The 26,410-nt window shown below is 63.2% G+C and carries 26 protein-coding genes; 21 read left to right on the forward strand and 5 right to left on the reverse strand.

Features of this window, described 5'->3' with window-relative positions:
* Positions 1 to 8: 8 nt before the first annotated feature.
* Positions 9 to 1,067, reverse strand: a complete 1,059-nt coding sequence (locus V6B08_RS13220) for an HlyD family secretion protein (RefSeq protein WP_341981492.1) — start codon at positions 1,065 to 1,067, stop codon at positions 9 to 11.
* Between the two features lie 113 nt (positions 1,068 to 1,180).
* Here V6B08_RS13220 and V6B08_RS13225 point away from each other — a divergent pair, with 113 nt between their 5' ends.
* Entirely contained in the window at positions 1,181 to 2,413 is a 1,233-nt protein-coding gene (locus V6B08_RS13225) for an MFS transporter (protein ID WP_341981494.1), read from the forward strand.
* On the opposite strand, the gene V6B08_RS13230 is transcribed toward V6B08_RS13225, so the two are convergent.
* Both V6B08_RS13230 and V6B08_RS13235 read right to left on the reverse strand, forming a co-directional pair.
* Entirely contained in the window at positions 2,410 to 3,726 is a 1,317-nt protein-coding gene (locus tag V6B08_RS13230; RefSeq protein ID WP_341981496.1) for a pentapeptide repeat-containing protein, read from the reverse strand. The genes V6B08_RS13225 and V6B08_RS13230 overlap by 4 nt on opposite strands.
* 26 nt (positions 3,727 to 3,752) lie before the next feature.
* On the reverse strand, positions 3,753 to 5,066 hold the full coding sequence (locus V6B08_RS13235) for a pentapeptide repeat-containing protein (RefSeq protein ID WP_341981498.1): 1,314 nt from the start codon (positions 5,064 to 5,066) through the stop codon (positions 3,753 to 3,755).
* Between the two features lie 279 nt (positions 5,067 to 5,345).
* Here V6B08_RS13235 and rpsB point away from each other — a divergent pair, with 279 nt between their 5' ends.
* The 16 genes from rpsB (at position 5,346) to gloA (ending at position 20,391) form a co-directional block, all read left to right on the forward strand.
* A complete protein-coding gene (rpsB, locus tag V6B08_RS13240) occupies positions 5,346 to 6,149 on the forward strand; it encodes a 30S ribosomal protein S2 (protein WP_341981500.1) in 804 nt (267 codons plus the stop codon).
* Between the two features lie 94 nt (positions 6,150 to 6,243).
* The gene (gene tsf, locus V6B08_RS13245) at positions 6,244 to 7,167 is read left to right on the forward strand and encodes a translation elongation factor Ts (RefSeq protein WP_341981502.1); all 924 of its coding nucleotides are present in this window, start codon (positions 6,244 to 6,246) and stop codon (positions 7,165 to 7,167) included.
* A gap of 168 nt (positions 7,168 to 7,335) precedes the next feature.
* Positions 7,336 to 8,058 (forward strand): UMP kinase, encoded by a 723-nt coding sequence (gene pyrH / locus V6B08_RS13250; RefSeq protein ID WP_341981504.1) that lies wholly within the window; start codon positions 7,336 to 7,338, stop codon positions 8,056 to 8,058.
* A 66-nt stretch (positions 8,059 to 8,124) separates the two neighbouring features.
* The gene (frr, locus tag V6B08_RS13255; protein ID WP_341981506.1) at positions 8,125 to 8,682 is read left to right on the forward strand and encodes a ribosome recycling factor; all 558 of its coding nucleotides are present in this window, start codon (positions 8,125 to 8,127) and stop codon (positions 8,680 to 8,682) included.
* 2 nt (positions 8,683 to 8,684) lie between these two features.
* Positions 8,685 to 9,440 (forward strand): isoprenyl transferase, encoded by a 756-nt coding sequence (locus V6B08_RS13260; protein WP_341981508.1) that lies wholly within the window; start codon positions 8,685 to 8,687, stop codon positions 9,438 to 9,440.
* Complete coding sequence (locus V6B08_RS13265; protein WP_341981510.1) at positions 9,403 to 10,266, forward strand: phosphatidate cytidylyltransferase; 864 nt, start codon at positions 9,403 to 9,405, stop codon at positions 10,264 to 10,266. Before V6B08_RS13260 ends, V6B08_RS13265 begins: the two co-directional genes overlap by 38 nt.
* Positions 10,263 to 11,480, forward strand: a complete 1,218-nt coding sequence (locus tag V6B08_RS13270) for a 1-deoxy-D-xylulose-5-phosphate reductoisomerase (RefSeq protein WP_341981512.1) — start codon at positions 10,263 to 10,265, stop codon at positions 11,478 to 11,480. The genes V6B08_RS13265 and V6B08_RS13270 overlap by 4 nt, the downstream gene beginning before the upstream one ends.
* A 24-nt stretch (positions 11,481 to 11,504) precedes the next feature.
* Entirely contained in the window at positions 11,505 to 12,647 is a 1,143-nt protein-coding gene (gene rseP, locus V6B08_RS13275) for an RIP metalloprotease RseP (protein WP_341981514.1), read from the forward strand.
* Between the two features lie 92 nt (positions 12,648 to 12,739).
* Positions 12,740 to 15,034, forward strand: a complete 2,295-nt coding sequence (gene bamA / locus V6B08_RS13280; RefSeq protein ID WP_341981516.1) for an outer membrane protein assembly factor BamA — start codon at positions 12,740 to 12,742, stop codon at positions 15,032 to 15,034.
* 28 nt (positions 15,035 to 15,062) lie between these two features.
* Positions 15,063 to 15,632, forward strand: a complete 570-nt coding sequence (locus tag V6B08_RS13285) for an OmpH/Skp family outer membrane protein (RefSeq protein WP_341981517.1) — start codon at positions 15,063 to 15,065, stop codon at positions 15,630 to 15,632.
* A gap of 15 nt (positions 15,633 to 15,647) precedes the next feature.
* Positions 15,648 to 16,679 (forward strand): UDP-3-O-(3-hydroxymyristoyl)glucosamine N-acyltransferase, encoded by a 1,032-nt coding sequence (lpxD, locus tag V6B08_RS13290; protein WP_341981519.1) that lies wholly within the window; start codon positions 15,648 to 15,650, stop codon positions 16,677 to 16,679.
* Entirely contained in the window at positions 16,672 to 17,139 is a 468-nt protein-coding gene (fabZ, locus tag V6B08_RS13295; protein WP_341981521.1) for a 3-hydroxyacyl-ACP dehydratase FabZ, read from the forward strand. Before lpxD ends, fabZ begins: the two co-directional genes overlap by 8 nt.
* Entirely contained in the window at positions 17,139 to 17,942 is an 804-nt protein-coding gene (lpxA, locus tag V6B08_RS13300; RefSeq protein ID WP_341981523.1) for an acyl-ACP--UDP-N-acetylglucosamine O-acyltransferase, read from the forward strand. Before fabZ ends, lpxA begins: the two co-directional genes overlap by 1 nt.
* Entirely contained in the window at positions 17,926 to 18,750 is an 825-nt protein-coding gene (locus V6B08_RS13305; RefSeq protein WP_341981525.1) for an LpxI family protein, read from the forward strand. The genes lpxA and V6B08_RS13305 overlap by 17 nt, the downstream gene beginning before the upstream one ends.
* Positions 18,743 to 19,948, forward strand: a complete 1,206-nt coding sequence (lpxB, locus tag V6B08_RS13310; protein WP_341981528.1) for a lipid-A-disaccharide synthase — start codon at positions 18,743 to 18,745, stop codon at positions 19,946 to 19,948. Before V6B08_RS13305 ends, lpxB begins: the two co-directional genes overlap by 8 nt.
* A 38-nt stretch (positions 19,949 to 19,986) precedes the next feature.
* Entirely contained in the window at positions 19,987 to 20,391 is a 405-nt protein-coding gene (gene gloA / locus V6B08_RS13315; RefSeq protein ID WP_341981530.1) for a lactoylglutathione lyase, read from the forward strand.
* Between the two features lie 65 nt (positions 20,392 to 20,456).
* On the opposite strand, the gene V6B08_RS13320 is transcribed toward gloA, so the two are convergent.
* Positions 20,457 to 20,672 carry a hypothetical protein gene (locus V6B08_RS13320; RefSeq protein ID WP_341981532.1) on the reverse strand — a complete coding sequence of 72 codons (216 nt, stop codon included), beginning with the start codon at positions 20,670 to 20,672 and terminating at the stop codon, positions 20,457 to 20,459.
* Between the two features lie 136 nt (positions 20,673 to 20,808).
* Entirely contained in the window at positions 20,809 to 22,116 is a 1,308-nt protein-coding gene (gene gltA / locus V6B08_RS13325; RefSeq protein WP_341981534.1) for a citrate synthase, read from the reverse strand.
* Positions 22,117 to 22,991: 875 nt separating this feature from the next.
* On the opposite strand from gltA, the gene rpsL reads away from it, so the two are divergent.
* The 4 genes from rpsL to V6B08_RS13345 form a co-directional block, all read left to right on the forward strand.
* Positions 22,992 to 23,363 carry a 30S ribosomal protein S12 gene (gene rpsL, locus V6B08_RS13330; protein WP_290983632.1) on the forward strand — a complete coding sequence of 124 codons (372 nt, stop codon included), beginning with the start codon at positions 22,992 to 22,994 and terminating at the stop codon, positions 23,361 to 23,363.
* Between the two features lie 18 nt (positions 23,364 to 23,381).
* On the forward strand, positions 23,382 to 23,852 hold the full coding sequence (rpsG, locus tag V6B08_RS13335; protein ID WP_341981537.1) for a 30S ribosomal protein S7: 471 nt from the start codon (positions 23,382 to 23,384) through the stop codon (positions 23,850 to 23,852).
* 24 nt (positions 23,853 to 23,876) lie between these two features.
* Complete coding sequence (gene fusA / locus V6B08_RS13340; RefSeq protein ID WP_341981539.1) at positions 23,877 to 25,955, forward strand: elongation factor G; 2,079 nt, start codon at positions 23,877 to 23,879, stop codon at positions 25,953 to 25,955.
* A gap of 50 nt (positions 25,956 to 26,005) precedes the next feature.
* Positions 26,006 to 26,410, forward strand: a 405-nt coding sequence (locus V6B08_RS13345) for a GTP-binding protein (protein ID WP_341981541.1), incomplete at its 3' end; no start/stop codon positions are given.

Here is a 26,410-nt window from a genome sequence, read left to right on the forward strand (position 1 = left end):
CCGCGCCGTTAACCGCGACGGTCGATTTCGACCAGCACCGACATGCCGGGCACCAGGAAGGGCAGGGCGGCGGCGTTATCGAGGGTGAGCTTCACCGGCACGCGCTGCACGATCTTGGTGAAATTGCCGGTGGCATTGTCGGGCGGCAGCAGGCTGAATTTGGCGCCGCTCGCCGGCGCCAGGCTGTCGATGCGCGCCTTCAGCACCTGATCGGGATAGGCGTCTACCTTGATCACGGCTTCCTGGCCGGGCTTCAGGCCCTTCAACTGCGTCTCCTTGAAATTCGCCACCACATAGATTTTGTCGGTCGGCACGATCACCATCAGCTGGATGCCGGGCCGCACATACTGGCCGACCTGGGCGGTGCGGTTGCCGACCACGCCATCCACGGCGGCGCGCACTACGGCATTATCGAGATCGAGCTTTGCGATCGCGAGTTCGGCCTCGGCCTGGGCGATCATCGCCACGGCCTGCTCGCGGTTGGCCCGCAGCACCGCCACCTGGCTTTGCTGCAGCACGCGGCCGGCCTCGGCGCGGTCGGTGGCGGCCTTGGCCTTGCGCTGATCACTCAGGGCGGCTTCCAGCTTCTGGCCTGAGACATACTGGCCGGAGGCGAGGGCGTTATAGCGCTTCAGATCATCATCGGTGCGCTGCTGGTCGGCGCGGCTGGACCGCAACTGTGCTTCGGCCTCGGCGATGGAGGCCTGCTGGCTGCTGAGCTGGCGGTCGATGATGTCCAATGCCGCGCGCTTGGTCGCCACCACGGCTTCGGCCTGGGCGGTCTTGGCGCGGAAGTCGCTGTCGTCGATGTGGAACAGCACATCGCCAGCCTTCACCCGCTGGTTCTCGGCCACCTCCATCTTCTGGATGTAGCCGCTTACCTTGGCGGCGACCACGGTGATGTCGGCGCCGAGATAGGCGTTGTCGGTGCTTTCGATGAAACGGCCATGGCTCCACCAGCCCCAGCCGAAATAGCCGCCGCCGCCAAGCAGGGCGGCCAGGAACAGGGTCAGGATGATCTTCTTGCGCATGGGAATACCGGAAGTGCGGGTAGGGATGGCGGACAATTAATATTCATGGACAAGGTTGTCCAGAAAATACCCTGTGACGGGGGTCACAAGCTAATGCCACCGCAAGAGCCGGATAGCCTGGCATCCCCGGCTGGCCTAAACCGATGGGCATGACGCACGACTCGAAATCAGCTTTTAACCGCCTCTGGTTTGCCAATCTGGCCGCCCATGGTGCCGATCAGCTCAGTCTGGCCGCCTTGCCGCTGCTGGCGGTGCTCAGCCTGGGCGCCAGCCCGGAGGAGATGGGGGCGCTGGGGGCAGCCCAGACCCTGCCGTACCTGCTGCTGTCGCTGCTGGCCGGTTTCTGGGCCGACCGTTTCCCGCGCCACTGGCTGATGGCCGGGGCGGAGGCGGGGCGTTCGCTGCTCCTGCTGCTGTTGCCGCTGCTGGCCATTACCGGGTGGCTGGGCCTCGGCAGCCTCGGCCTGCTCGGTTTCCTGCTGGCGGCGGCCAGCGTGGTGTTCAATGTCGCAGCCCAGGCTTATCTGCCGGCGCTGGTGGCACGCGAGGGCCTGGCGGCGGCCAATGCCCGGCTGGAATTCGCTCGTGCGGCGGCCGTGTTCCTGGGGCCGGGTGCAGCGGGTCTGGTGGCAAGCTGGGCGTCGCCGGCCATCGCACTCGGCGTTTCCGCATTCGCTTCAGCCTATGCCGCCTGGCTGCTGCGAGCGCCGGAGATGCGCCGGCCGGTACCGCCCCAGCCGCGCCAGTCCCTGGCTCCAGCACTGGCCGAAGGTTTCCGCATCGTGTGGCGCGAACCGTTGCTGCGTGCCATCGCCGGCTGCGCCATGGCATGGAATTTCTCCTGGTTTCTGCTGATGGCGGTGTTCGTGCTGTTCGCGACGCAGCGGCTGGGGATCAGCCCGGCCGGTATCGGTATCGTCCTCGGTGTGCAGGGCGTCGGCATGCTGCTGGCCAGTGTCACCCTGCCGCTCTACCAGGCGCGGCTGCCGCTGGGGCTGATGATCGCGGTTGGTCCGTCGCTTTCAGCGCTCGCGGCGGTTCTGGTCGCCTCGGCGAGCCTGGCGGAGGGCATTGTGGCGATGCTGCTGCTCGGCGCCGGCTTTTTCACCTTCGGCTATGGCCCGATGCTGTGGACCATCGGCCAGACGAGTTTGCGTCAGGCGCTGGTGCCGGCACGGCTGATCGGCCGGGTCAGCGCCATCCAGCAGGTAGCGACATTAGGCATGCGGCCCATCGGCGCGCTGGCTGGTGGCCTGGCTGGCGGTGCTTATGGTCTGGAAGCGGCGATGTGGCTGGCGGCTTGCGGCTTCGGCGTGCAGCTTGCCGTGATCCTGCTCTCCCCGGTGCCGCGCCTGCAGGCGCTGCCGGAGGCCGCAGCCTAGACCTTCATCCCGACGACGCCGCGCAGGTCGGCGCCGTCCAGGTTGGCGCCACGGAAATCGGCATTGGTCAGGTCGGCATCCAGGAAGGACGCGTTCTTCAGGTTGGCCGAGCGGAAATCCGCCATGGTCAGGATCGAGCGGTTGAACTGCGCGCCTTCCAGGTCGGCGCCCTGGAATTTCGCCTGGGTCAGATTGCATTCCTGCAGGCTGGTGGTCTGGCGGCGGTGGAAGGCCCCGCTGATCATCACCGGCGATAGATTGGCGCCACGGAAATCGGCATTGGTCATGATGCCGCGGTCAAACTTCGAGCCCTGCATCTGGGCGCCGGTGAAATTCGCGTTCAGCATCATGGCGCCGCGCAGATCCGAGAGCACGAAGCGGCAGCCGGAGAAATCGGTGTTGCGCAGGATGGCATAGGAAAAGTCGCCGGCGGAGAAGTTGATATTGGCCAGCTTCTGGTCCGATAGGTCATAGCGGCTGAAATCGATCCGCATGCCCTGCTTGCCCAGGGTGTCGATCCAGGTCAGGTGTTCCTTGACGATGAATTGCAGCGAGCGGTCCAGGCTTTCCAGGCTGCGCGGCATGATCGCCTTGGAAATATCGGCGTCGCGCAAATCAATCGGGCGGAAGTAGCTCGCCGTCAGGTCGGCGCCTTCGAAATTGGTCTCGTTCAGCACCGCGCCAGCAAGCACCGCGCCATGCAACATGCAATTCGAGAGGTTCGCTTCGGTCAGGTCGGCACCGGCGAACAGGCAGCCGGAAAGATTGGAGCCGGAGAGATCGGCATTGGTCAGCTTGGCATTGGTGAAGTTCACATTGGTGAGGTCGGTGTTGCGGCCCACCACCTTGCCGAGCTTCGCCGAGGACAGATTGGCGCCGGCCATCTTGGCATTGTCGATGCTCGCGGAACGCTTCAGCACGGCGATCAGGTTGCCGTCCTCATCCGGCCGCAGCAGCACGCCATCGCGGATATCGGCGGCGGAGAGATTGGCGCCTTCCAGGTTGGCGTTGCGCAGATTCACGCCGCGCAGATCGGCCTTGGTCAGGTCGCAGCGACGCATGTCGGCGCCCTGCAGGTCGGCGGCGAAGAAGGAAGCAGAGGTCAGCACCGAATGGCTGAAATCGGCATAAGCCATCTTGCTCGAGACGAAATCCGCCGAGGCCAGGTTCTTGCCACTGAAATCCAGCCGCGAGGCATCGCGGAAATGCATCACCAGCCGCTTACCGCCCCGCACTCCCTTCACATAGTTGGAGTGTGCCTCGAACATCTCGTCGATTTCGAACTGGGCGATGACCTTGACGGTATTTTCCATGCAGTGAGCCTAGCTTGGCGCCGGCCTCAGGACAAGTTGACCCCGATGGCGGACTTGAGGTCGGCGCCGGTCAGGATGGCGTCCCGCAGGTCGGCGCCGGTGAGATCCGCCCCGGACAGGTCGGCGCCGCTCAGATTGGCATCCCGCAAGTCGGCATGCATCAGGATCGAGTAGGTCAGGTTGGCGCCTGTGAGGTCACAACCTGAGAGATTGGCCTGGCTCAGGTTGGCATTCTCCAGGCTGGTAAACCATTTTTTGCTCTGCAGGCTGCTGATCGGCATGGCGCCCATCTTGGCCTGCTTCATATTGGCGCCGATCATGTTGGCGCCGGAAAATTTGGAACCGCGCAGGTCGGCGCTGGCCATATTGGCGTTCAGCAGCATGGCGTCGGTGAAATCGGTCATCGACAGCAGCGAGAAGCTCAAGTCGGTTTCCACCATGGTGCTCTGCACAAAGAGGGCAGCGGAAAGTTCCAGCCGGTGCAGCTTGGCGCCGGAAATGTCCACGCGGCTGAAATCCGCCCGCTTGCCCTTCTGGCCCATGCTGTCGGTCCAGCTCTGGTGTTCGCGCAGGATGGCCTGCAGCGGCTTGTCCAGGCTATCGAGCGAGCGCGGCATCATGGCGCCCTTGGTGCGGGCATCGCGCATATCATTGGTGCGGAAGAAGGCGCCAGCCAGGTCGGCATTCTCGAAGATGGTGCCGTTGAGCATCGCACCGGCCAGCACCGCACCGGAAAGCTTGCAGTTGCTCATGTTGGTGTTGGTCAGATCGGCGCCGACGAAGATAGTGCCGCGCAGGTCGCAGTTCGACAGGTCGGCATCCACCAGCTTGGCATTGGCCAGGTTGGCATGGCTGAGATCGGCATGCTGGCTGAAGGCGCGGCCCAGCTTGGCGCCGATCAGCTTGGCATGGCTCATATGCGCCTTCTCGGTTACTGCGCCGCCAGAGGTGACGGCCACCAGGTTGCCATCGGCATCCGGGCGCAGCAGGCGACCATCGCGGATATCGGCACCCGTGAGGTCGGCGAATTCCAGATTCGCGCCGCGCAGCTTGGCGCCGCGCAGGTCGGAGCGGGTGAGGTCGGTGGAGGAAAGGTCGGCCCCCTCCAGGTCGGCACCGTAGAAATTGGCCGTGCTGAGCTTGGCGAAGCGGAAAATGGAACCCCGGAAGCAGCCGCCGACCATGTTGGCCTGGCGCAGGTCGCGGTTGGCGAAATTCAGCCCGGCAGCATCATAGAACTGTAAATTCAAGCGGTTACCACCGCGCTGCCCCTTCGAAAAACGCTCATGGGCCAGCAGCAGGGCATCCAGGGTTTCAGGTTTCAGCTTCTGCAGGGTCATGGCGGCAGTATGCCCGAGGCGGTTCCAGAAATCCCGGTTGTATAGAAAATTATCCCGCTGATCTTTTGGGTGTATCTGGTTTAATTGGCGTTGCTGAACGCGGCCCCTTGCGCCGGGGGGCGGAAACGGCTAAAAGCCCCGCGTTCAGTAAACCCCACACGCAGGCTTGCGCTTTCCCGGGGAGACATCCCGAGGAAAGCGTTCCGGTGTCTGTCCGCCCCCAGGGGCGGGGTGCAGACGGCGCTTGCGGCGGACCAACCGGAAAAGGACTTAGAAACGATGACCGTCCCGACGTTCACGATGCGTCAGCTCATTGAAGCTGGCGTTCACTTCGGCCACCAGACCCACCGCTGGAATCCGAAGATGAAGCCGTATCTCTTCGGCGCCCGTAACAATATTCATATCATCGACCTGCAGCAGAGCGTGCCGTTGCTGCACCGTGCGCTGCATGCCGTGCGCGACATCGTCGCCGGCGGCGGCAAGGTGCTGTTCGTCGGCACCAAGCGCCAGGCTTCCGATGCCGTTGCCGAGGCTGCCGCCAAGTGCGGCCAGTACTACGTCAACCATCGCTGGCTCGGCGGCATGCTGACCAACTGGAAGACCATCTCGCAGTCGATCAAGCGCCTAAAGGAGCTGGAAGAGCTGCTGTCGGGCGACGCCAATGTGCAGGGCCTGACCAAGAAGGAAACCCTGAACCTGACCCGCGAGCGCGACAAGCTTAACCGCGCGCTGGGCGGCATCAAGGACATGGGCGGCCTGCCGGCCGTGATGATCGTGATCGACACCGTGAAGGAAGACATCGCGATCGCCGAAGCCCGCACGCTCGGCATCCCGGTGGTGGCCGTGCTCGACAGCAACTCCGATCCGTCGGGCATCACCTATCCGGTGCCGGGCAATGACGACGCGCTGCGCGCCATCAACCTGTATTGCGATCTCTTCTCGCTCGCCATCGTCGGCGGCATCGAAGAGCATCTCGCCGCCAGCGGCGCCGATCTCGGCGAGTCCGAGGACCTGCCGAGCGACATCGTGCCGGAAGCTGCCGTTGTCGCCGAAGCCGGCGCCGAAGTGGCTGCGCAAGCCTGATTATTGCGTCAGGCCTGGTTTCAGGCCTGATTTTATGCGTTCAGGCGGCGCCCATGGGGGCGCCGCCTTCATCTTTCCAGACTGAGAGGACGACATGGCTGAGATCACTGCGGCCCTGGTGAAGGACCTGCGCGAGAAGACCGGCGCGGGCATGATGGATTGCAAGAAGGCACTGGCCGAGAATGCCGGCGACGTTGATGCCGCCGTGGATTGGCTGCGCAAGAAGGGCCTCTCGGCTGCCGCCAAGAAGGCCGGCCGCGTTGCCGCCGAAGGCCTGGTTGCCCTGGCGATAAAGGATAACAGCGGCGCGGTGATCGAGCTGAATGCCGAGACCGATTTCGTCGCCCGCAACCCGCAGTTCCAGGTTCTGGCCTCGGGCATCGCCAATGTGGCCCTGGCCGCTGGTGGCGACCTGGCCGCCGTTGAAGCCGCTGCCTTTCCGGGCTCGGGCCGCAACGTCAAGGACGAGATCACCAACGCCATCGCCACCATTGGCGAGAACATGACGCTGCGTCGCGTCAATCGCCTGACCGTCGATGGCGGCGCCGTGATCGGCTACGTCCACTCGGCGCTGGGCGACGGCATCGGCAAGCTCGGCGTGCTGGTGGCGCTGAAGTCGACTGCCAAGCGCGAAGCGCTGGAAGGCATCGGCAAGCAGCTTGCCATGCATATTGCCGCCGCCAACCCGCAGTCGCTGTCGGTGAAGGACCTGGATCCGGCCGCCGTCGAGCGCGAGCGTACCGTGCTGTCCGACCAGGCCGCCGCCTCGGGCAAGCCGGCTGACATCATCGCCAAGATGGTCGAGGGCCGTATCCGCAAGTTCTACCAGGAAGTGGTGCTGCTGGAGCAGACCTTCGTGATCGACGGCGAGACCCAGGTGAGCAAGGCCATCGAGAAGGCCGCCAAGGAAGCCGGCGCGCCGATCGAACTGGTTGCCTTCACCCGCTTCCAGCTCGGCGAGGGCATCGAGAAGAAGGCGGACGATTTCGCCGCCGAAGTGGCCAAGATGGCCGGCTAAGCCGGTCGATCGGGACCTGATTTCCAGGGCCCGCGCCCCGGTCCAGCCCAGGAACCTGCCTGGGCCCGGATTGGAGCGCGGGCCTTGTTCGTATAAGGTTGGGGGCCGGGAATCGACCCCGTTTTCCGCCACCGGGCACCCCCGTCCGGGCCACTAGCCGAGGCATCCATGAGCGCCAGCTTCAAATACCGCCGCGTCCTGCTGAAATGTTCGGGCGAGGCGTTGATGGGGCCGACCCCTTACGGCATCGATTTCGAGACCGTCGACCGTATCGCCAAGGAAGTGAAGTCGGTGCAGTCGCTCGGCGCCGAGGTCTGCCTGGTGATCGGCGGCGGCAATATCTTTCGCGGTGTCGCCGGGGCCACCCAGGGCATGCAGCGCGCTTCCGCCGACTATATGGGCATGCTGGCCACCACCATTAATGCCCTGGCGATGCAGCATGCGCTGGAGCGCCATAATGTCGACACACGTGTGCAGTCGGCTATCCGGATGGACACCGTCTGTGAGCCCTATATCCGCCGCCGCGCCATCCGCCACCTGGAAAAGGGCCGGGTGGTGATCTTTGCCGCCGGCACCGGCAACCCGTTCTTCACCACCGATACCGCCGCCGCGCTCCGCGCTGCCGAGATGGGCTGCGACGCCCTGCTCAAGGGCACCCAGGTGGATGGCGTCTATACCGATGACCCGAAGAAGAACCCGGCCGCCACGCGCTACGAGCGGGTCAGCTACCACGATGTGCTGGCCAAGGACCTTAAGGTGATGGATGCCGCCGCCATCAGCGTGGCGCGGGAGAACAAGATTCCGATCCTGGTCTTCTCCTTGCACGAACCGGGTGGCTTCGCCAAAGTGCTGAAAGGCGAGGGCCGCTGCACCGTGGTTGAGGGCGAGTAAAGGCCGGGGGCAAGCCGGCCCGTCGGATCAGCTAGCAGATACATCAGGATTACAGGAGAGAGAGCCATGGCCGAACCGGATATCGACGATATCGAGCGGCGCATGAACAAGGCGATCGACGTGCTGAAGCAGGAATATACCGGTCTGCGTACCGGCCGTGCCTCGACCAGCATGCTCGACCCCGTGCGGGTGGATGTCTATGGCAGCTCGATGCCGATCAACCAGGTCGGCACCATCAGCGTGCCGGAACCGCGCATGATCAGCGTCTCGGTGTGGGACAAGTCGAACGTGAAGGCGGTGGAGAAGGCGATTGCCGCCTCCGGCCTTGGCCTCAACCCGCAGGCCGACGGCACCCTGATCCGTATCCCGATCCCGGAACTGAACGAGCAGCGCCGCAAGGAGCTGAGCAAGGTGGCCGGCCAGTATGCCGAACAGGCCAAGGTGGCGGTGCGCGGCGTGCGCCGCGATGGCATGGATAGCCTGAAGAAGCTGGAGAAGGACCACGAGATCGGCGAGGACGATGCCAAGATGTGGCAGGAAGAGATCCAGCGCCTGACCGATGAGGCCACCAAGAAGATCGACGAGATGCTGGCGGCCAAGTCCAAGGAGATCATGCAGGTCTGATCATGGCTGTGGCCGCCCAGGATATCGCGTCGCTTGCGGCGCATGGCAGCGGCCACCCACCGCCGCGCCACGTTGCCATCATCATGGATGGCAACGGCCGCTGGGCCAAGGCGCGTGGCCTGCCGCGCAATCTGGGCCATCGCCAGGGCGTCGATACCGTGCGCGACATCGTGCGCGCCAGCCGCGATTTCGGCATCGAATACCTGACGCTCTACGCTTTCTCGACCGAGAACTGGAAGCGCCCGGCGGCGGAAGTCGCCGGCTTGATGGACCTGCTGCGGCTGTTCATCCGCCGCGAGCTTGATGAACTGCACCGCAACGGCGTGCGCATCCGCATGATCGGCGACCGCTCGCGGCTTGCTGCCGATATCGTGCCGATGATCGAGGAGGCGGAGGCCCGCACCCAGGATAATCAGCGCTTGACCCTGGTCCTGGCGCTGTCCTATGGCGGCCAGGATGAGATTGTGCGGGCGACGCAACGTATCGCCGCCGCGGTGGCCGCCGGCCAGATCAAGCCGGAGCAGATCGACCGCGCGCTGATCGAGCAGAATCTCTACACCGCCGGTATTCCTGATCCCGACCTGGTGATCCGTACCAGCGGCGAGCAGCGCCTGAGCAATTTCCTCATCTGGCAGGCCGCCTACAGCGAGATCGTGTTCGTCGAAAAGCTGTGGCCGGATTTCGGCGCCGACGATCTCAAGGCAGCCATCACGGAATTCCATGGCCGCGAGCGCCGCTTTGGCGGCAGCGATGGCTGAAGTGCCGTCTCATGGCGCCAGCCAGGGCAGCAGTGCCCTGGCCAAGCGCATCGTTTCTGCTGCCGTCATGCTGCCCCTGGCGCTGGCGGCATTGTGGTTCGGGAAATGGGTTTTCGCCGGCTTGGTGGCATTGGCGGCCGTGCTGATGCTGCGCGAATGGCAGCGCCTGCCCGATGGTCCCGGCCCGGTTGGCGTAGACCCTCGTGCGCTGGCGCTGGGCGGTGTTGGCCTGGTGGCCGCGATTGCCCTGATGCGGGTGGATCAGCGGCTGGCTTCCTTCATCATTCTGCTGTTTGGCGCGGCGGCCTATGTCTGGGCCCTGCCGGCGCGGCGCGCCTGGGCTTTCGGCGGCATTGTCTATGTCGGACTGCCCTGTCTCAGCCTGATCTGGCTGCGCGACATGCCCGATCATGGCCGCCTGATTGTGTTCTGGGTGCTGGGCGTGGTCTGGGCCACCGATACCGGTGCCTATGCCTTCGGCCGCGTCATCGGCGGGCCGAAACTGATACCCTCGATCAGCCCGAACAAGACCTGGGCCGGGCTGCTCGGCGGCATGCTCTGTGCCGGCCTGGCCGGCTATGGCATTGCCAGCCTTGATCCGCGCCTGCCGGCCCAGGCGCTGGGATTTTTCGCGGCCCTCGTTGCCGTGGTGGCGCAGGCCGGCGATTTCTTCGAGTCCGGCATCAAGCGGCGCTTTGGCGTGAAGGATAGCGGCGGGCTGATTCCCGGCCATGGCGGTGCCCTCGACCGGCTCGATGGAGTGCTGTTCGCGGCGCCTTTCGTCGCGCTCGGCCTGCTGCTCTGGGGGCGGGGGTTCTGGTCATGACGGTGCCCAAGCGTGTCACGGTGCTGGGTTCCACCGGGTCGGTTGGCTGCTCCACGGTCGATCTGCTGCAGCGCGAGCCCGAACGTTTCACCGTCGAGGCGCTGACGGCGAATGGCAATGTTGCCTTGCTGGCCGAGCAGGCGCGGCTGCTGCATGCCCGGCTGGCGGTGATCGGCGACGAGACGCTGCTGCCTGAATTGCGCGCCCGGCTGGCCGGCAGCGGCATCGAAGCCGCCGGCGGTCGCCAGGCCCTGGTGGAAGCGGCAACCCGGCCGGCCGATTGGGTGATGGCGGCGATTGTCGGTGCCGCCGGGCTGGAACCGACCCTGGCAGCGGTGCGCCGAGGCGCCATGGTCGCCCTCGCCAACAAGGAAACCCTGGTCTGCGCCGGCGAACTGGTAATGGCCGAAGCGCAGCGCTGCGGCGCCACCATCCTGCCGGTCGATTCCGAGCACAACGCCATCTTCCAAGTCTTTGATTTCAAAGCCCCGGAGAGTGTCGACCGGATCATCCTGACGGCATCCGGGGGGCCGTTCCGCACCCTCAGCCTGGCGGAAATGCGCGAAGCCACCCCGGCGCAGGCGATCGCCCATCCGATTTGGAGCATGGGGGCGAAGATTTCGGTCGATTCCGCCACCCTGATGAACAAGGGCCTGGAACTGATCGAGGCAAGCTACCTGTTTCCGGTGCCGGAAGAGCGGATCGAGGTGCTGATCCATCCGCAATCCGTGGTGCACAGCCTGGTCGCCTATATGGACGGCTCGGTGCTGGCCCAGCTCGGTACGCCGGACATGCGCACGCCGATTGCCTTCACGCTCGCCTGGCCGTCGCGGATGGCGGCTCCAGCGGCCCGGCTGGACCTTGCGGCCATAGCCAAACTGACCTTTGAAGTCCCTGATTCCGCACGCTTTCCGGCACTCAATCTGGCACGGCGAGCCTTGCAAAGCGGGGGGGCGGCGCCTACTATCCTGAATGCTGCCAACGAAGTGGCGGTGGAAGCTTTTTTGAGCGGCAGGATCGGCTTCCTGGATATTGCGCGGATTGTCGAGCAGACATTGGCCCGGGTGAACCGCAGGGTGCTTGGTGATCTGGAGGCCGTGCGGGATGCGGATCAGTCAGCGCGCCGCTACGCGCTTCAGGTGATCGACCCGCTGACCGACGACCGCGTCGGCAATGTGCATAAGCTGGCGCGGCGGCCGCGCGGCGAGGCTTGAGTTCAGAGCAGGGCATTAGGCAGCATGGATTTCATTCTCGGTCTGGCCGGCTACATCATCCCCTTCGTGGTGGTGCTGACCATCATCGTGTTTGTGCATGAGCTGGGCCATTTCTGGGTGGCGCGGCGCTGTGGCGTGCGGGTGGAGGTGTTTTCCATTGGCTTCGGCCCGGAGCTGTTCGGCTGGAATGACCGCCATGGCACGCGCTGGAAATTCGCCGCCGTGCCGCTTGGCGGCTATGTGAAATTCTTCGGCGATGCCGATGCCACCTCCAGCGGCACCGATCAGGCGACGGTCGACACCATGAGCGCGGCTGACCGCGCGGTGTCGTTCCACCACAAGCGCCTGCCGCAGCGCGCCGCCATCGTCGCGGCCGGACCGGTGGCCAATTTCCTGTTCGCCATCGTGATCTATACCGGCCTGTTCAGCCTGGTCGGCCAGCCCTACACCCCGCCGGTGATCGGCGGCGTGGTGGCTGGCAGTGCGGCGGAGGCCGGCGGCCTCAAGCCCGGCGACCGCATCGTCACGGTCGATGGCAGCCCGGTGCAGCGGTTCGAGGAACTGCGGACCTATGTCGCGCTGCGCGCCGAAACGCCGATCCGCCTGGCTGTGCTGCGCGATGGCGCCGAGATCACCCTGACCCTGGTGCCGCGCCGCGTCGATGTGCCGGATGGCTTTGGCGGTACCCAGAAGCTTGGCCAGGTCGGCATCCAGTCCGCTGGCGCCATGGAATTCGTTCGTCACGGCCCGGCCATGGCGATTGTGCAGGCGGTGCGCCAGATCGGCACCGAGATCAACACCACCTTCACCTATCTCGGCCGCATCATCAAAGGCAAGGAATCGGGCGACCAGCTTTCCGGCCCGCTCGGTATCGCCAAGATGTCGGGTGATATCGCCAAGAGCGGCTGGTTGGCCCTGGTGTCGCTGATGGCCACCCTGTCGGTCGCCATCGGCCTGATCAACCTGTTCCCGGTGCCGATGCTGGATGGCGGCCATCTGCTGTTCTACGCCGTGGAAGCCGTGCGCGGCCGCCCGCTGGGCGAACGGGCGCAGGAGTATGGTTTCCGGGTCGGCTTCGCCCTGGTGCTGTCGCTGTTCCTGTTCGCCACCTGGAACGATTTGAATCGCCTGCCGGTTTTTAATTTCATCGCTGGGCTTTTTTCCTGAAAACGGGTATGTGGAAACGGCCAGAGCGAGCGATGGAGGCGGGGGTTAACATGGCCAGGAATTGCCTTAGCAAGGCAGCCCGTGGGCGCCTTTTGCCGGCAATCGCCGTTGCTCTCGCCTTGGCGGTGACCGGCTTCGCCCACGCGCAGCAGCGCCCGCCCCAGCCAGGATTGGCCGGCCCGATCCAGGCTCCGTCGCTGATCATGCGCGATGTGGTGGTCGAGGGTAACCAGCGCATCGAAGCCTCGACGATCCAGAGCTACCTCACAGCCCAGCCGGGTGAGGCCTTCACCGAGGAGCAGGCCGACCGTTCGCTCAAGGCCCTGTTTGCCACCGGCCTGTTCTCCGATGTGAACCTGCGCATGCAGGGTGCCACGCTGATCGTGCGCGTGACAGAAAACCCGGTGATCAACCGGGTGGTTTTCGAGGGCAATCGTCGCATGAACGACGATCAGCTCAACAAGGAACTGACGCTCAAGGCGCGCCAAGTCTATACCCGCGCCAAAGTGCAGGCTGACACCCAGCGTATCCAGCAGATCTATCGCCGATCGGGCCGCTTTGCCGCCACGGTCGAGCCGAAGGTGATCCAGCTACCGCAGAACCGCGTCGATCTGGTGTTCGAGATCAGTGAAGGCCCGGTCACCACGATCAGCCGCATCCGTTTCATCGGCAACCGTGCTTTCAGCGACAGTCGCTTGCGCGAAACCATCCAGACCAAGGAATCGGTCTGGTGGCGTTTCCTCTCGTCTGACGACAATTACGATCCAGACCGCGTCACTTTCGACCGCGAGAAGCTGCGCAAATATTACCTTAGCAAGGGTTTCGCCGATTTCCGTGTCACCAATGCGGTGGCGGAACTGTCGCCGAACCGCGAGAATTTCTTCATCACCTTCACTTTGGATGAAGGTGATCGCTACAAAGTCGGCAAGATCGACCTGACCAGCGAATTGAAGAATGTCGACCCGCAGAACCTGCGTAAGCTGATCGAGATGACCAGCGGCGACTGGTATAATGCCGATCTGGTCGAAAAGAATGTACAGACGCTGACCAGCGAGCTTGGCCGTCTTGGCTATGCCTTCGTCGATGTCCGTCCTGAGGTGCAGAAAAACCGCGAGAAGCGCAGCATCGACGTCACCTTCGTGATCGGCGAGAGCCCGCGGGTCTATGTCGAGCGCATCGACGTGGTTGGCAATGTGCGCACGCTCGACAAGGTGATCCGACGGGAATTCCGCCTGGTGGAAGGCGACGCCTTTAACTCGGCCAAGCTGCGCCGCACCCGCACCCGCGTCCGCGCCCTGAACTTCTTCGACAAGGCCGAGATCAGCGAGAGCAAGGGCAGCGCGCCCGACAAGGTGATCCTCACGGCTGAAGTGCAGGAACGCTCGACGGGCGAATTGTCCTTCGGTGTCGGCTACTCGACGGCGGAAGCGGTTATCGGCGACGTTTCGATTCGCGAGCGCAACCTGCTTGGCCGTGGCCAGGATCTGCGTCTTGGTTTCAGCCTTTCTACCCGCCGCCAGCAGATTGATCTCGGCTTCACCGAACCATACTTCCTCGACCGCGAACTCGCTGCCGGTTTCGATCTGTTGCGTCGCCGCACCGACCTCGTGCGCCGTAGCGGTTTCACCCAGACCACCACCAGCGGTACCGTTCGTGCCGCGTTCCCGATCACGGAATACCTGGATAATCAGGTATTCTACCGCTTGCGCCTGGATGAGATCGACGATGTCGATTCGACGCAGTCGCGGTTCATCAAGGCCGAAGAGGGCAGCTACACGACTTCCTCGATTGGCAACGCACTGGTCTATGACCGTCGCGATGACAAGATTGAGCCGACCAAGGGTTACATTGTCAAGTTGAGCCAGGAACTCGCCGGGTTTGGTGGTTCTGAACGCTTCTTCCGCAATACCTTGCAGGGCGGGCATTACTTCAGCGTTTCCGACGATGTGGTGTTCTCGGTCTCCGGTGAAACCGGCTTGGTTCATGCCTTCGATGAGCGTTTGCGCTTGCCGAACCGCTACTTCATCGGCGGTGATACCTTCCGTGGGTTTGCCACCGGTGGTGTTGGCCCGCGCGAAGTTGTGAACAATAAGGCGATCGGTGCGCAGTATTATTACATTGGTACTGCCGAACTCACGTTCCCGCTTGGCCTGCCGAACGATTTCGGCATCAAGGGGCGCCTGTTCACCGATGCTGGTTCTGCATGGCATTCCAATGAATCCGGCGCTGACGTGCGCGATGTGAATAGCCTGCGTCTTTCGGTTGGTACGGGTGTATCGTGGAAGTCTCCCTTTGGTCTGATCCGCCTTGATATCGGCATTCCGCTGATCAAGGAGGATTTCGACGAGAAGGAAATCTTCCGTGTCAACTTCGGCTCTCGTTTCTAGAGAGCCTCAGCTAACAAGGTCTAGTCCAATGCTTCGCCTTAGCCGTTTCCTCGCTCTTTGCATTGCCGCTGCTGCGATGGTGCTGCCGGGTGTTGCCTTGGCGCAGGCCGCCAAGATTCCGCCGGCGGTGATTGCCGTGATTGACGCGCAGCGGATCAACCGCGATGCCCAGGCACTCAAGGCCGCTCGCCAGCAGCTTGAGCAGTTCCGCTTCAACTTCCAGTCCGAGATCGTGAAGGAAGAAGAGAAGCTGCGTCAGGAAGATCAGGAACTGGCTCGCCAGCGCGCTGTTCTGACCCCGGAAGTGTTCGAGCAACGCCGTCAGGCGTTTCAGGCCAAGGTGATTGACCTGCAGAAGCGTATCCAGGAGCGCTCGCAGTCGCTGGACAGGATGCTGGCCGGCGTGCGCGATCAGGTGACGCAGGAAGTGGTCAATATCATGAAGCAGCTCAGCGCCGAGCGCGGCTTCAACATGGTGATTGATCGGGCCCAGCTTCAGATGCCAGTGACCGATCAGTTTGAGATCACCAACGAGGTGCTGAAGCGTCTCGACCAGCGTCTGCCCTCGGTGAAGGTGACGCTTCCCGGCAACCCGTAACGGGCTGCGCGGGGCATGGCTGATCCGCGCTTCTTCGACAGGGCCGGCCCGTTTAGCCTCGGCACCATCGCCGAGCGTATAGGGGCGAAGCTGACCGACCCGGCCCAGGCCGGGGTCATGATCAGTGACCTGGCCGCCTTGGACCAGGCCGGTCCTGGCCAGCTAACCTTCCTCGACAATCCGAAATATGTCCCGGCTTTTGCCGCGACCAAGGCAGCGGCCTGCATCGTGGCCGAAAAGCATGCCGACAAGGCGCCGGCCAGCGTAGCCCTGCTGCTGACGCCAACGCCGTATCACGGCTATGCCCGCGCGGCACAGCTTTTCTATCCGCAGCCGGCACCCGTTCCCGGCATCGACTCCAGCGCGGTGGTTGATCCGTCGGCCAAGATCGGTGCGGGCGTGGCGATTGGACCGCGCGTGGTGGTGGAAGCCGGAGCCGAGATCGGCGCCGGCAGCAGCATCGGTGCCGGCAGCGTGGTCGGCCGTGGCGTCGTGCTTGGCGAACAATGCCGCATTGGCGCGCTGGTGACGCTCAGCCACTGTTTGGTCGGCAACCGTGTCACGCTGCATGTCGGCGCCCGTATCGGCCAGGATGGTTTCGGTTTCGCGCCGCATCCTTCAGGCCATGTGAAGGTGCCACAGCTAGGCCGTGTACTGATTGGCGATGACTGCGATATCGGTGCCAATACCTGCATAGACCGTGGTGCCGGCCCGGATACGGTGATCGGCCCTGGCTGCTGGATTGATAATCTGGTGCAAATCGGGCACAACGTGACCCTCGGTCGCGGCTGCATCATCATTGCCCAGGCCGGTATTGCGGGGTCGTCGCAGCTTGGCGATTTCGCGATTTTGGCGGCGCAGGGTGGCGTGGCCGGTCATCTCAAGATTGGCGCCGGAGCGCGCGTGGCTGCCCAGGCTGGTGTGATGACCGATATTCCGCCTGGTGCATCTTTTGCTGGTTCGCCGGCTAGTCCGGCCAGGGAGTTTTTCCGCGAGGTGGCAACATTGCGCCGCCTGGCGAAGGAGAGAGGCAAGGACAATGAGTGAGACCCCGGCGGCCACCGCCATGACCAGTGTCGATATCCTGCGCATCATGGAGATGATTCCGCATCGCTATCCGATGCTGCTGGTCGACAAAGTGGTGGAGATGAAGCCGCGCGAGAGCGCCATCGGCATCAAGAATGTCACCATCAATGAACCGTATTTTACCGGCCACTTCCCGACCCAGCCGGTGATGCCGGGCGTGATGATTGTGGAAAGCATGGCGCAGACCGCTGCCATCCTGGTGGTGCATTCGCTGGGCAAGGAGTCGGAAGGCAAGCTGGTCTATTTCATGACCATCGATGAGGCGCGCTTCCGCAAGCCGGTGGGGCCGGGCGACCAGATGCATATTCATGTCACCTGCCTCAAGCAGCGCGGCCCAGTGTGGAAATTCCGCGGCGAAGCCAAAGTGGATGGCAAGCTCACCGCAGAGGCGGTGTTCTCGGCCATGATCATGGACAAGTGATGACCCAGATTCATCCTTCCTCTGTGGTCGAACCCGGCGCCAAGCTTGGCGCCGGCGTGAAGATCGGACCGTTCTGCACTGTCGGCGCCCAGGTCGAACTCGGCGATGGCGTGGAACTGATCAGCCATGTTGCCGTGGCGGGCATCACTACCATCGATGCCGGCACACGCATCTTCCCCTTCGCTTCCATCGGCCACCAGCCGCAGGATCTGAAGTATCATGGCGAGCCGTCCAAGCTCACCATCGGCAAGAATAATCAGATCCGCGAAGGCGTGACGCTCAATCCCGGCACCGAAGGCGGCGGCATGCTGACCAGTGTTGGCGACAATTGCCTGCTGATGGCTGGCGTGCATGTGGCGCATGACTGCCATCTTGGAAACCATGTGATCATGGCGAACAACGCCACCCTGGCCGGCCATATCGTGGTCGGTGATTTCGCTTTCGTCGGCGGTCTCGCGGCGGTGCACCAGTTCTGCCGCATCGGCAAGCATGCCATGATCGGCGGCATGTCCGGCGTTGAGCAGGATGTGATTCCCTATGGCATGGTGATCGGCAACCGCGCGCATCTTTCGGGCCTCAACCTGGTCGGCCTCAAGCGCCGTGGTTTCGAGCGCGAAGAGATTCACAAGCTGCGTGCCGCCTATCGCATGCTGTTTGCCGACGAGGGCACGCTGGCCGAACGCATCGAGGATGTTGCGCAGCTTTTCACCGCTGTCGGCCTGGTGCAGGAAGTCGTCGACTTCACCCGCAATGCATCCTCGCGCGGCATCTGCCTGCCGCTGCCCGATGGGACCAAAGCCTAAATTGGGCCTGATCGCCGGCGGCGGCCGCGTGCCGCTGCTGGTCCGTGAGGCCTGCCGTGACAGCGACCGCGCCGTGTTCATCGCAGCCCTGAATGGCTTCTGCGATGCTGAAACCGTTACCGGTTCTGATCATGCCTGGTTTGACATGACGCAGGTCGGCAAGCTGTTCGACGGGCTGAAGGCGCAAGGCGTTGCCGAGGTGACGGTCTGCGGCCATGTCACGCGGCCTGATTTCTCCAAATTGCTGCCGGACTGGCGCGGTGCCAAGCTGCTGCCGCGTTTCATCAAGGCTGGCCTGCAGGGCGACGATGCCGTGCTGCGTGTTGTCGTCGAGACTTTCGAGGCGGAAGGCTTCCGCCTGGTCGGGGTCGATGAAGTTGTCGCCGGTTTGCTGGCGCCCGCAGGACAGTTGGGTGCGGTTGTACCGAGCGAGGATGATTGGCGCGATATCCGCGCCGGTATTGCTGCAGCGCGCAAGCTGGGTGCCGATGACAAGGGCCAGGCCGTTGTGGCGGCATTGGGCGAAGCAGTCGGGCTTGAAGATCAGAACGGCACCGATGCCTTGCTGCTGCGCATGGCAGCGGAACCCAAGGCGCGTGGTGGCGTGCTGGTGAAATGCCTGAAGCCGGGGCAGGAGCGGCGTGTCGACCTGCCGACCATCGGCACCGATACGGTGGCCAATGCAAAGCGCGCCGGCCTGCGCGGCATTGCCGTGGAAGCCGGTTCGGCCTTGATTGTCGACCGTCGTGCCACCATCTCTGCCGCTGATGCTGCCGGACTTTACCTGATTGGATTCCGCGATGGCTGAGTTGCATATCGCCATTGTTGCGGGCGAGCCTTCAGGCGATGCATTGGGCGAAGGCCTGATTCGCGCCCTGCGCGCCAGCAGCACCGATCCGATCCGTTTCAGCGGCCTCGGCGGCGAACGCATGATGGCGGAGGGTTTCCCGAGCCTGTTCCCGATCGACGAACTGGCGGTGATGGGTTTGGTGGAAGTGCTGCCGCGCGCGCGGCAGATTCTGCGCCGGCTCAATCAGCTTGCCGCCGTGCTGCGCGCCGATCCGCCGGATGTGCTGGTGACCATCGACAGTCCGGGTTTCACGCATCGCCTGGCGAAACGTCTCGAGGGCCGGTCGTTCCCCATTGTGCATTACGTGGCGCCGACCGTGTGGGCCTGGCGTCCGGGCCGGGCCAGGAAGCTTGCCGCGCTGGTCGATCACCTGCTGGCTTTGCTGCCCTTCGAGCCGCCGTATTTCGAGCGCGAAGGATTGGCCACCACTTTCATCGGGCATCCGGCGGTGGAGACGATTGCCACGGCGCGCGCCCAGGCGGCGCGCGAAGCGGAGGAGGGGCGGAGCTTCCGCCAGCGGTACAATATTCCCGCCGATGCGCCGCTGCTGGCGATGCTGCCGGGCAGCCGGCGTGGCGAGGTGGCGAAATTGCTGCCGGTTTTCTCGGCCGCCATCGCCAAGCTTGCCGAGCGTCAGCCGCGCATGCGGGTGGTGATCCCGACAGTGCCGAATGTGGCATCCATGGTGCTGAACACCTTGCCGAACCTGGCGTTGCCGGCACAGGTGGTGTCAGCACCGGCCGAGCGCTATCAGGCGATGCTCGCCGCTGATCTCGCCTTGGCTGCTTCCGGCACCGCCACCTTGGAACTCGGCCTTGCCGATACGCCCACCGTGCTGGCCTATCGCGTCAACCGCATCACGGCTGCCATCGTGCGCCGGCTGGTGCGGGTGCCGCATGCCGGTCTGGTGAACATTCTGGAAGGCCGCGAAGTGATGCCGGAATTCCTGCAGGAGCGCTGCAAGCCGGACCTGCTCGCCGCTGCCCTGGCGCAGCTTGCCGAAGACCCCGCGGTGCGCCAGATGCAGTTGGATGCCTGCCGCCGCGTGGCGATGCAACTTGGCACTGGCCAATCGCCGCGCCCGAGCGAGCGCGCCGCCCAAGCCGTGCTGAAGGTTGCTGCCGGCGGCCGCAGGCTTTTAAATGCCCCTCAGTAATGCGCTGAAGCACGCGCCGACGTTCAAGGAGTAGCCCCATGACCGACACGCCTTTCCGCCTGCTGCACACCATGCTGCGCGTCTTCGACCTGGAGAAGTCGCTCGACTTCTATGTCAACAAGATGGGCATGCAGTTGCTGCGCAAGAAGGATTATCCGACCGGCGAATTCACCCTGGCCTTTGTCGGCTATGGCAACGAGGATGCGCAGGCGGTGATCGAACTGACGCATAACTGGGGCCAGAAGGAGCCTTACAGCATCGGCAGCGGCTATGGCCATATCGCCTTTGGCGTGCCCGATATCTATGGCCTGTGCGAGAAGCTCGCTGCCAATGGCGTGAAGATCACCCGGCCGCCCGGCCCGATGAAGCATGGCGGCAGCGTCATTGCCTTCCTGGAAGACCCGGACGGCTACAAGATCGAGCTGATCGAGCGCGCCGCCTGAAGGCTCTAGAAAACAAAAAGGCCCGGTATGAACCGGGCCTTTTTTTGTTGATATGAACCTCCGCGTCAGACGCGGGTGGCGATATAGGCGGCAGTGATAAGCACCATCACGGTCCAGACCCAGAAACGCGGCTGGCGCAGCAGGCGGGCAGCGGTGAGCTGGTTGTCGTTGGCAGCGAGCGGCAGGCTGATGAAGCCGGGACGCTGCCAGCCATAGCCGGTCGTCGCCTGGCCGGTCGGCGGCTGGCTGCTATTACCCTTGCGTTTGACTAGTCCTGCCATTGGCTGCCTCCTCCCTGGAATTGGGCGCCTTGACTGAATTCTTATAGACTTGCGCTCTGTTTACTCTGTCGCTGCCGGGGCCCCGTTTTCAGAGGCCCCGGCGCGATTCCCGGATACGCGCATTCTTTTTACAGCATCAGCCCCGCTTGGCAACCGGAACATAGGGGCGGGCGGTGGAACCGGTAAAGAGCTGGCGCGGGCGGCCGATCTTCTGCGCCGGGTCCTCGATCATCTCATTCCACTGGGCGATCCAGCCAACCGTACGCGCCAGCGCGAACAGGGCGGTGAACATCGCGGTGGGGAAGCCCATCGCGCGCAGGATGATGCCCGAGTAGAAGTCCACATTCGGGTAGAGCTTCTTGGAGACGAAGTAATCGTCTTCCAGCGCGATGCGCTCGAGTTCCATCGCCATCTTGAGCAGCGGCTCGTCCTTCACGCCCAGTTCGTCCAGCACCTCGTAGCAGGTCTGGCGCATCACCTTGGCGCGCGGATCGTAGTTCTTGTACACGCGATGGCCGAAGCCCATCAGGCGGAAGCCGGAATTCTTGTCCTTGGCCTTCTTCACCGCCTCGCCGACCTTGTCGACCGAGCCGATCTCTTCCAGCATCTTCAGCACGGCTTCGTTGGCGCCGCCATGGGCGGGGCCCCAGAGGCAGGCGATGCCGGCTGCAATACAGGCAAACGGGTTGGCGCCCGAGGAACCGGCCAGGCGGACGGTTGAGGTCGAGGCATTCTGCTCGTGGTCGGCATGCAGGATGAAGATGCGGTCCATGGCGCGGGCCAGGATCGGGCTCATCTTGTAGGGTTCGGCGGGGACGCCGAAGGTCATCTGCAGGAAGTTCTCAGCATAGCCGAGATCGTTGCGCGGATACATGAACGGCTGGCCGATGGAATACTTGTAGGCCATCGCCGCAATGGTCGGCATCTTCGCGATCAGGCGATGCTGCGCGATCATGCGCTGCTTCGGATCATCGTAATCCGTGGCATCGTGGTAGAAGGCGGACAGCGCGCCGACCACGCCGCACATCACGGCCATCGGATGGGCGTCGCGGCGGAAACCGCGGAAAAGGAAGTGGATCTGCTCATGCAGCATGGTGTGCATGGTGATCGACTTCTCGAAATCTTCCTTCTGCGCGGCGTTCGGCAGGTCGCCGTTCAGCAGCAGATAGCAGGTTTCCAGGAAGGTGGACTTCTCGGCCAGGTCGGCGATGTCGTAGCCGCGATAGCGCAGGATGCCTTCATCACCGTCGATGTAGGTGATCTTGCTTTCAGTGCTGGCGGTGGAGGTGAAACCCGGATCGTAGGTGAAATAGCCGGATTCGGCGTAAAGCTTTCGGATGTCGATGACGGACGGGCCTTCGGCACCATCCAGAACGGGCAGGGTAATGGTCTTGCCGGTATTAGGATCGTTAAGCGTGACAGGTTTGCTGCCGGCTTTGCTCATCGACGGGTACTCCTAAGGCTATGGATTGAGAATTTCGTTTAGTTTTCCTACGCTTTAAGTATAGGACGGGCGGGGTAAAAGTGAAAAGCCCCTCTGGCGGGTTTTTGCCGAAGGTATAACGCGCCGGCATTCTATTTAATTAAATCAATATAAATCAATATATTATCCGCTATATATAGTGTTCTTGTTGATTAACCAGAGCGCTGCTCCCGGGCATGAAATCTTTGTAAAACTGCGTGTACGGACGGGGCCGCGCCAGCATGTTGCGCGGAGCGCATAATTTGTGGAATTTGGCGCTATTCTCCTCAATAAGTTCATATATAGAATTTAATTTACTGATTTATATAGATAAAGATAAATTGAAGTGATGCTTTTGGCGAACTTGCCGCCGGCACCGCTGATGCCGGGCTGCAGGCCTCTTGGCTGCCGATGTTGCACTGCCCCCGCCATGCTCGAGGATCATCTCGGCCAGAGTCCCGGAGTCGCTGGTATTTGCTGCCGGGCCGGTCTATTCAGGCGCCGTCCGAGCGTCCGGTGAAAGGGCAGAAGTGCTGCCATTTCAGGCCTTTTGCATGATTCTGAACAAGCTGTGAAATGGTGCTTGACGGGGCAGGGGGCGGACAGTATTGTCCGGCCCGCGATTCGACGGTGGTAGTGGGTTTTTCGAGACTCAGACACACTTGTCGAAAAGGGTTTTGGCTTCCGTTCGCTCACGTCGAGGCCGGGCCTTCGCAAGATGGACATACTGACCCCTATCCGTGGCGCAAGCTGCGAGCATGGGTCTGGAGCGAGAAACTGGGCGGTTTGCCGGCGCAAGCGGGCGGGCCGCCTCGATGCATTTTGTGTGTTGAACTAACTACGGGGTTTCGACTCGTATGCCGACGATCAACCAGCTCATCCGCAAGCCGCGCAAGCCGAATCCGGCGCGTGACAAGGTTCCGGCGCTGCAGGAATGCCCGCAGCGTCGCGGTGTTTGCACCCGCGTGTACACCACCACGCCGAAGAAGCCGAACTCGGCGCTTCGCAAGGTGGCGCGCGTGCGCCTGACCAACGGCTTCGAAGTCTCGAGCTACATTCCGGGTGAAGGCCATAACCTGCAGGAGCACTCCGTGGTGCTGATCCGCGGCGGCCGCGTCAAGGACCTTCCCGGTGTCCGCTATCACATCGTCCGCGGCGTGCTCGACACGCAGGGCGTCAAGGACCGCAAGCAGCGCCGTTCGAAGTACGGCGCCAAGCGTCCGAAGTAAGGCTGTAGGAGATCTACGATGTCGCGTCGCCACGCCGCCGTTAAGCGCGAAGTTCTGCCGGACCCGAAGTTCGGCGACCTCGTCGTTACCAAGTTCATGAACATGCTGATGTATGCCGGCAAGAAGTCGGCTGCCGAGCAGATCCTCTATGGTGCGTTCGATCGCATCAAGGGCAAGACCGGCAATGACCCGGTCAAGATGTTCCATGATGCGCTGAACAACGTGCGCCCGCAGATCGAAGTGCGCTCGCGTCGCGTCGGCGGTGCCACCTACCAGGTGCCGGTTGAAGTGCGTTCGGATCGCGGCCAGGCGCTGGCAATCCGCTGGCTGATCTCCTCGGCCCGCGCCCGTTCCGAAAACACCATGATCGACCGCCTGTCGACCGAGCTGCTCGATGCCGCCAACGGCCGCGGCGGCGCGGTTAAGAAGCGCGAAGACACCCATCGCATGGCGGAGGCCAACAAGGCCTTCTCGCATTACCGCTGGTAAGCCAGAGCACTCCCGGAGTTCGTCATGCCTCGCACTACCCCTTACGAGCGCTACCGCAATATCGGCATCATGGCTCACATCGATGCCGGTAAGACTACCTGCACCGAGCGCATCCTGTATTACACCGGCCGTTCGCATAAGATCGGCGAAGTCCATGATGGCGCCGCCACCATGGATTGGATGGAGCAGGAGCAGGAGCGTGGCATCACGATCACCTCGGCTGCCACCACGTGCTTCTGGAACAACCATCGCATCAACATCATCGACACCCCTGGCCACGTCGACTTCACCATTGAAGTCGAGCGTTCGCTGCGCGTGCTCGATGGCGCGGTCTGCCTGTTCGACGGCGTTGCCGGCGTCGAGCCGCAGTCCGAGACCGTGTGGCGCCAGGCTGACAAGTACGGCGTGCCGCGCATGTGCTTCGCCAACAAGATGGACCGCATGGGTGCCAACTTCTTCCGCTGCGTCGACATGATCGTCGATCGCCTGGGCGCGAAGCCGCTGGTGCTGACCCTGCCGATCGGCCTGGAAGCCGACTTCAAGGGCGTGGTCGACCTGGTGCGCAATCGCGCCATCATCTGGAAGGACGAGAGCCTCGGCGCCGAGTTCTACTATGATGAGATCCCGGCCGACATGAAGGAACAGGCGGCCGAGTATCGCACCAAGATGATCGAGATGGCCGTCGAGGCCGACGATGCCGCGCTGGAAGCCTATCTTGAAGGCAACGAGCCGGATGAGAAGACCCTGACCGCCTGCATCCGCAAGGGCACCATCGGCTACAAGTTCGTGCCGGTGCTGTGCGGCTCGGCGTTCAAGAACAAGGGCGTGCAGCCGCTGCTCGACGCCATTGTCGACTACCTGCCGTCGCCGGTGGACGTGGAAGGCGTGAAGGGCGTGAAGCCCGGCACCGACCAGGAACTGGTGCGCAAGACCTCGGACGAAGAGCCGTTCTCCGGCCTGGCGTTCAAGATCATGAACGACCCGTTTGTCGGCTCGCTGACCTTTGTGCGCATCTACTCGGGCGTGCTCGAAGCCGGCCAGGGCGTGCTGAACACCGTCAAGGAAAACCGCGAGCGTATCGGCCGCATGCTGCAGATGCATGCGAATACCCGCGAGGAAATCAAGGAAGCCCGCGCCGGCGACATCGTCGCGCTGGCCGGCCTGAAGAACACCACCACCGGCGATACGCTGTGCGACCCGCTGAACCCCATCGTGCTTGAGCGCATGGAGTTCCCGGAGCCGGTTATCGAGGTGGCTGTCGAGCCGAAGACCAAGAACGACCAGGAAAAGATGGGCATCGCCCTGAACCGCCTGGCCGCCGAGGATCCGTCCTTCCGCGTGTCGGTTGACCATGAGAGCGGCCAGACCGTGATCAAGGGCATGGGCGAACTCCACCTCGAAATCCTGGTCGACCGCATGAAGCGCGAGTTCAAGGTCGAGGCCAACGTGGGCGCCCCGCAGGTGGCCTACCGTGAGACCCTGACCAAGAACGCCGACATCGACTACACCCACAAGAAGCAGTCCGGTGGTTCGGGCCAGTTCGCCCGCGTCAAGCTGAAGTTCGAGGCCCAGGAGCCGGGCACTGGCATTCAGTTCGTCAACGCGGTCGTCGGCGGCAACGTGCCGAAGGAATACATTCCGGCCGTGGAAAAGGGCATCAAGCAGGTCGCCGAGAGCGGCGTGCTTGCCGGCTTCCCGGTGATCGACTTCAAGTGCACCCTGTATGACGGTGCCTACCACGACGTCGACTCCTCGGCGCTCGCCTTCGAAATCGCCGCCCGTGCGGCGTTCCGCGAAGTGGCCCCCAAGGCCGGTGCGAAGCTGCTTGAGCCGATCATGCGTGTGGAAGTGGTGACCCCGGAAGATTTCGTCGGTGACGTGATGGGCGACCTTTCGTCCCGCCGCGGTCAGCTGACGGGCACTGAGCAGCGCGGCAACGCGCAGGTCATCAACGCCATGGTGCCGCTGGCCAACATGTTTGGTTATGTGAACAACCTGCGTTCCATGACCCAGGGTCGCGCCACCTACACGATGACCTTCGACCACTATGCGCAGGTGCCGCAGAACGTGTCTGACGAAGTCGTCGCCAAGATGGCCGGCTAAGACACCGAACGGCATCGAAGAACAACTTGTATTGAGCGGAGAAAGTAGCCATGGGCAAGGCAAAATTTGAGCGCAACAAGCCGCATTGCAATATCGGGACGATTGGTCACGTTGACCACGGCAAGACGTCTCTGACTGCGGCGATCACGAAGGTTCTGGCGGAAGCTGGCGGCGCGACGTTTACGGCGTATGACCAGATCGACAAGGCGCCGGAAGAGAAGGCGCGCGGCATCACGATCTCGACGAGCCATGTCGAGTATGAGACGCCGAACCGCCACTATGCGCACGTTGATTGCCCCGGCCACGCTGACTATGTGAAGAACATGATCACCGGCGCGGCGCAGATGGACGGCGCGATCCTGGTCGTGTCGGCTTCCGACGGCCCGATGCCGCAGACCCGCGAGCACATCCTGCTGGCCCGCCAGGTTGGCGTGCCGTCGCTGGTGGTGTTCCTG

The organism is Ferrovibrio sp. MS7 (genome assembly GCF_038404985.1).
Lineage (GTDB): Bacteria > Pseudomonadota > Alphaproteobacteria > Ferrovibrionales > Ferrovibrionaceae > Ferrovibrio > Ferrovibrio plantarum.

What these genes read in the sequence shown, in the direction of transcription:
- V6B08_RS13225 (WP_341981494.1), top strand. Translation starts at nt 1,181, where the DNA reads ATGACGCACGACTCGAAATCAGCTTTTAACCGCCTCTGGTTTGCCAAT.
- V6B08_RS13230 (WP_341981496.1), bottom strand. Translation starts at nt 3,726, where the DNA reads ATGGAAAATACCGTCAAGGTCATCGCCCAGTTCGAAATCGACGAGATG.
- V6B08_RS13235 (WP_341981498.1), bottom strand. Translation starts at nt 5,066, where the DNA reads ATGACCCTGCAGAAGCTGAAACCTGAAACCCTGGATGCCCTGCTGCTG.
- rpsB (WP_341981500.1), top strand. Translation starts at nt 5,346, where the DNA reads ATGACCGTCCCGACGTTCACGATGCGTCAGCTCATTGAAGCTGGCGTT.
- tsf (WP_341981502.1), top strand. Translation starts at nt 6,244, where the DNA reads ATGGCTGAGATCACTGCGGCCCTGGTGAAGGACCTGCGCGAGAAGACC.
- pyrH (WP_341981504.1), top strand. Translation starts at nt 7,336, where the DNA reads ATGAGCGCCAGCTTCAAATACCGCCGCGTCCTGCTGAAATGTTCGGGC.
- frr (WP_341981506.1), top strand. Translation starts at nt 8,125, where the DNA reads ATGGCCGAACCGGATATCGACGATATCGAGCGGCGCATGAACAAGGCG.
- V6B08_RS13260 (WP_341981508.1), top strand. Translation starts at nt 8,685, where the DNA reads ATGGCTGTGGCCGCCCAGGATATCGCGTCGCTTGCGGCGCATGGCAGC.
- V6B08_RS13265 (WP_341981510.1), top strand. Translation starts at nt 9,403, where the DNA reads ATGGCCGCGAGCGCCGCTTTGGCGGCAGCGATGGCTGAAGTGCCGTCT.
- V6B08_RS13270 (WP_341981512.1), top strand. Translation starts at nt 10,263, where the DNA reads ATGACGGTGCCCAAGCGTGTCACGGTGCTGGGTTCCACCGGGTCGGTT.
- rseP (WP_341981514.1), top strand. Translation starts at nt 11,505, where the DNA reads ATGGATTTCATTCTCGGTCTGGCCGGCTACATCATCCCCTTCGTGGTG.
- V6B08_RS13285 (WP_341981517.1), top strand. Translation starts at nt 15,063, where the DNA reads ATGCTTCGCCTTAGCCGTTTCCTCGCTCTTTGCATTGCCGCTGCTGCG.
- lpxD (WP_341981519.1), top strand. Translation starts at nt 15,648, where the DNA reads ATGGCTGATCCGCGCTTCTTCGACAGGGCCGGCCCGTTTAGCCTCGGC.
- fabZ (WP_341981521.1), top strand. Translation starts at nt 16,672, where the DNA reads ATGAGTGAGACCCCGGCGGCCACCGCCATGACCAGTGTCGATATCCTG.
- lpxA (WP_341981523.1), top strand. Translation starts at nt 17,139, where the DNA reads ATGACCCAGATTCATCCTTCCTCTGTGGTCGAACCCGGCGCCAAGCTT.
- V6B08_RS13305 (WP_341981525.1), top strand. Translation starts at nt 17,926, where the DNA reads ATGGGACCAAAGCCTAAATTGGGCCTGATCGCCGGCGGCGGCCGCGTG.
- lpxB (WP_341981528.1), top strand. Translation starts at nt 18,743, where the DNA reads ATGGCTGAGTTGCATATCGCCATTGTTGCGGGCGAGCCTTCAGGCGAT.
- gloA (WP_341981530.1), top strand. Translation starts at nt 19,987, where the DNA reads ATGACCGACACGCCTTTCCGCCTGCTGCACACCATGCTGCGCGTCTTC.
- V6B08_RS13320 (WP_341981532.1), bottom strand. Translation starts at nt 20,672, where the DNA reads ATGGCAGGACTAGTCAAACGCAAGGGTAATAGCAGCCAGCCGCCGACC.
- gltA (WP_341981534.1), bottom strand. Translation starts at nt 22,116, where the DNA reads ATGAGCAAAGCCGGCAGCAAACCTGTCACGCTTAACGATCCTAATACC.
- rpsL (WP_290983632.1), top strand. Translation starts at nt 22,992, where the DNA reads ATGCCGACGATCAACCAGCTCATCCGCAAGCCGCGCAAGCCGAATCCG.
- rpsG (WP_341981537.1), top strand. Translation starts at nt 23,382, where the DNA reads ATGTCGCGTCGCCACGCCGCCGTTAAGCGCGAAGTTCTGCCGGACCCG.
- fusA (WP_341981539.1), top strand. Translation starts at nt 23,877, where the DNA reads ATGCCTCGCACTACCCCTTACGAGCGCTACCGCAATATCGGCATCATG.